Annotated in this window: 2 protein-coding genes; both read left to right on the forward strand. The window is 71.4% G+C overall.

What is annotated here, in order from left to right:
• On the forward strand, positions 1–3,218 hold a 3,218-nt coding region (locus ETQ85_RS26485; protein ID WP_222862318.1), incomplete at its 5' end, for a hypothetical protein.
• Positions 3,219–3,236: 18 nt separating this feature from the next.
• On the forward strand, positions 3,237–3,875 hold the full coding sequence (locus tag ETQ85_RS27555; RefSeq protein ID WP_425473166.1) for a hypothetical protein: 639 nt from the start codon (positions 3,237–3,239) through the stop codon (positions 3,873–3,875).
• The last annotated feature ends 40 nt before the right edge of the window (positions 3,876–3,915 follow it).

A 3,915-nucleotide genomic window follows, 5' to 3' on the forward strand; every position in this document is an offset into this window, starting at 1 on the left:
CGGCCTTCGACCTCGACGCCGTCCCGGTGCCACTGGAACAACTCGACCTGGCGATCCGCGAGGCCGCCCCACTGGCGCCCCTCGACTTCTCCCTCGGCGAACGGGTGCGCGTGCTGGTGCCGGTCAGCCAGGCCTCGTGGGAGCCGCGCCTGCTCCTCACCGAAGTCATCGACCCGCTGTTCCAGCAAACCCTCGACGGCTACCTGCTGGCCCGCAGCCGCGCCCTCGGCGCCCGCCAGGGCCTGCGCCTCAGCGCCGCCACCCTCAGGCAGGCCATCGACGCCACCCCGCCGACGGTGCCCGACATCGCCACCGATCCGGACGCCCTCGAGACCGAGAGCTTTGCGCCGTGGGGCCCACCACCCAATGCCGGCGGCCACCGGGCGCGCGCGCTGCCGGGCCTGCACCAGCATCTTTTCGACGGCGCCACCGCCACCATCGTCCCGGCCGTCGGCGCGCCGCTGTACGCCTGGGCTTACCTGGATGCCGACGACCCGCCACGGACCCTGATGCTGCAGTGGTTCTCGGGCAACTGGGAACACCGCGCCTACTGGGGCGAAGACTTGGTGCCGTGGGGCACCACCGGCACCGAGTCGCGCCGGCGCATCGGCGACCTGCCCCCCGCCGGACGCTGGCTGCGCCTGGAAATCCCCCCCGAAGCGGTCGGACTGGCCGACCGGAGCGTCAGCGGCATGGCCTTCACGATGGTCGACGGCCGCGCCGCCTTCGGCCCCAGCGGGCGCATCACAGCGGGCGTCGAAACCCCCTGGTTCGCCGCCACCCTGCCCGCCGGGGCGGTCCAGCACGGCAACTACGCCTGGGAGTTTCTCACCCCCAACGGCCTGTGGTCGCCGTTTGAAGCGAGCTTCGGCCTCGTCAACGCGCCCCCCGGCGCCGCCGCGCCAACGCCGGCCGGCGTCAGCAGCATCGTTCAGGGCCTGCTCGGCAACCCGGCGCTGGCGGTGCTCTCCAACCACGAGCGCAGCCAGCTGACAGTGCGCGGCCTGCAAGGCTTCATCGACTACCTGAACTCGCGCACCACCCGCGCCGACGACGTCATCGACTACGGCTTCATCAAGATCCAGACCGACATCTACCGCGTCCGCCAGCTCGTCCTCAACACCACCAACGCGACCCGCCTGGCGGTTTCGCCAACCCTCGCCGGCATCGCCCAGGCCGAAACGGCCGTCGCCTCCCAGCAGCAAATCTCGACCTTCTTCGACCAACTGCGCAACACCACGACCAGCGCCCCGCGCGAAACCCTGCCCCCGGTCGCCGCCCGGGCCGGCCTGAACGCCGGCAATTTCGCGCTGAACACGACCGATATCGCCCTCGACACGCAACTGCGGCAGGTAGGCACGGCAAACTTCCTGGCGCAGGACCTCACCCTCGACACCGGCATCACCCCGGTCAAGGCCACCTACACGCCGATCGACATCACCAATGCCGCTCCGGTCGTCGGCAGCCTCAACCTGCGCACCCTGTCCATCGCCGAGCGCCTCGTCCAGCCCAAGGCCCAGGAAGCCCGCGACTACTCCGGCGCGTCCCGGCAGGAAGCCGTCAACCGCCTGCTGGTGCTGGCCGATACCCTGCGCGACGAAGACCGGGTGAGCCCCACCGCCGAAGGCGAAACCTCCGGCCTGTTCGCCGACCTGTCGGTTTTCGCCACCCGCGACGACCCCTTCCTCGAAAACGACGAAGTGGCCAACGCCACCCGCCGCCGGCCCTTCAGCGCCTTCCTCGACCGCGCCAACCGCAGCCGCCTGCTGTCGCTGATGCTGCAGCCCCGCATCCACACCGATCCCCAGGGCAATCCGATAGACGGCGACGAATCCCTGCACTTCTCCGACGCCACCGACACCTCGGACACCTCCGTGGCCCTGCTGCGTCAGGTCGAAGGCCGCGTGCGCCGCTACCGGGACGCGATCAGCGCCTGCCAGCAAGCCCTGACCAGCCTCCGGGCCGACTATTCGCAAGCCCTCGCCCGCGGGCAGGCGTGGAGCATCCAGCTCGCCGAGGCACGTCACGACGTGGCGGTAACCCGCGCGCTGATCGACGAGGAACAAACCCGCCTCAATGCCATCAATGCGCGCCGCACGGCGGTGCTGGCCGGCGAGGTGCGCTTCCTGGCCTACATCCGCCCGCGCGACGCCGACATCCTGCTGACACCGCCGGTGCGCAATCTCGACCCCGGCCTGATCGACCCGCCGGTGCCGGCCTGCCTGCGGTCCCACCCGGACATTCCCGACGAACTGGTACAGATGCTCGCCGTCGTGCGGGAAGCGCCGGCCGCCTGGTTCGGCCAGGGCACCCGCTGGTTCGACGACCTGCAGCGCATCGACTTGCTGGTTCGCGCCGTCCAGACCACCCAGTTGCGCACCCGCCTGGCCGCCGCCCGGCCGGTGGCCAGCAACACCCTGACCGGCCTCGCCGGGGCCATCAGCCGCATCGGCAGCAAGCAGGGCCAGGCAGTCAGCCTGGTTCGCGCCAGCGCCCTGCAGGTGGACACCACACGCCTCGCCGCCCTCACCTGGCAGGGCGCCTTCCAGCAGGCGGTGCAGGTCGTCTCCCTCGGCGACCTGATCAGTGGCGAGCACGGCAGCACCATCGCCGCCCGCCGCGCTGCCGCCTTCTACGACAACTTCGCGCAGATCTGCGCCTGCCTGTACGCCGAGTTCTCGGCCGTGCCACCAGCCATCCGCCTCGGCTGGGCCACCCTGCTGTCGGAGTTCGACGTGGCCCCGAACCTGCGCAACCTGGCCAGCCTGCCGCGCTGGGCCGAGCTCGACTACATCGACCGGCGCCAGATGCAGAGCTACGCCGACTGGCTGTTCAGCCAGGCCTCCACGAGCGTGGCACAGGCCCAGGGCCTCATCAACGACGTGGTGCGCATGGCCATCCTGCTGGCCAGCCACGCCCCGGTGGACCGCATCATCGCCGGGCGACTGCCGCGCCCGGTCACTGCCCGGCCCGGCTTGCGCATTCCGCTGGTGGCCCTCGACCCGGCACGCCTGCGCATCGGCATGGAAGCCGTCATCTACCGGGCCAGCACGGTGGTGGCCCGCGCGGTGGTGGAGGACATCGGCGGGGGCGAGGTGTCGGCCCGGGTGGTGCACACCGCCGCGACGTCTGTCGATCTCGACGAGAGCGTGCGGGTCCAGTTTGCCGATACCGCCCGCATCGGCTTCACGGCCCGGGCGGTGTCGGCACCGCGCTGACCGGCACCGGGGATCGCCATGGGCACCCGCATCGTCCGTCATCTGCGCCTGCGGGGCTCGGACGAGGCCGTGGTCCGCCACATCGCCCTGCGTCTGGAAGACGCCCTGCGCACCGCCAGCCTGCCCGAGGCCGGCGGGCGCGTGGTGCTGGTGCGCCGCCTCGCGCTCGGCCGCATCCCCCGCGACGCCGCGCCGCAAACCCTGGCCCTGAGCCTGGAACGGCATCTTGCCGCGCTCGTCGCAGGCTGTCTGCCGGCTGGCAACCAGAACGCCGACGCAGCCCCTGCCGTGTACTTCCGCGACACCCTGGAAGCCCACGCCGAACTCGCCTTGCGCCTCCTCGCCGGGGCGCCGGTGGACGCCTGGTTCTGGCCGCTGGCAGTCCCCGCCTGGCAACGCGGGATGCCCGTAGCCGAAGCCCTGCGGCGCCTCGCCTACTCGCTCGCGGCGCGGCCCGAAGCGCCCGTCGCCCTGCCCCTGTGGGCTGCCGCGCTGGATGCGGAGTTTCTGGCCGAAGCGGCCGAGCGTCGCCTGGAGGGGCTCAAGGGACACAAGTCGGTGGGCGGCATGCGGGCATCGATCTACAACGCCATGTCGCTGGATGGCGTCGAGGCGCTGGTCGGGCTGATGCAGGATTTCGCCGCACGCAAGGCGTGACCGGCACGGTTTCAGGAGAAGGCATGAACGAGGGGATGTT

The sequence above is a fragment of the Zoogloea oleivorans genome, from assembly GCF_008107625.1.
GTDB lineage: Bacteria > Pseudomonadota > Gammaproteobacteria > Burkholderiales > Rhodocyclaceae > Zoogloea > Zoogloea oleivorans.

Excerpts from the sequence above, each read along its gene's own strand:
- ETQ85_RS27555 (WP_425473166.1), top strand. The coding sequence starts at position 3,237 with ATGGGCACCCGCATCGTCCGTCATCTGCGCCTGCGGGGCTCGGACGAG.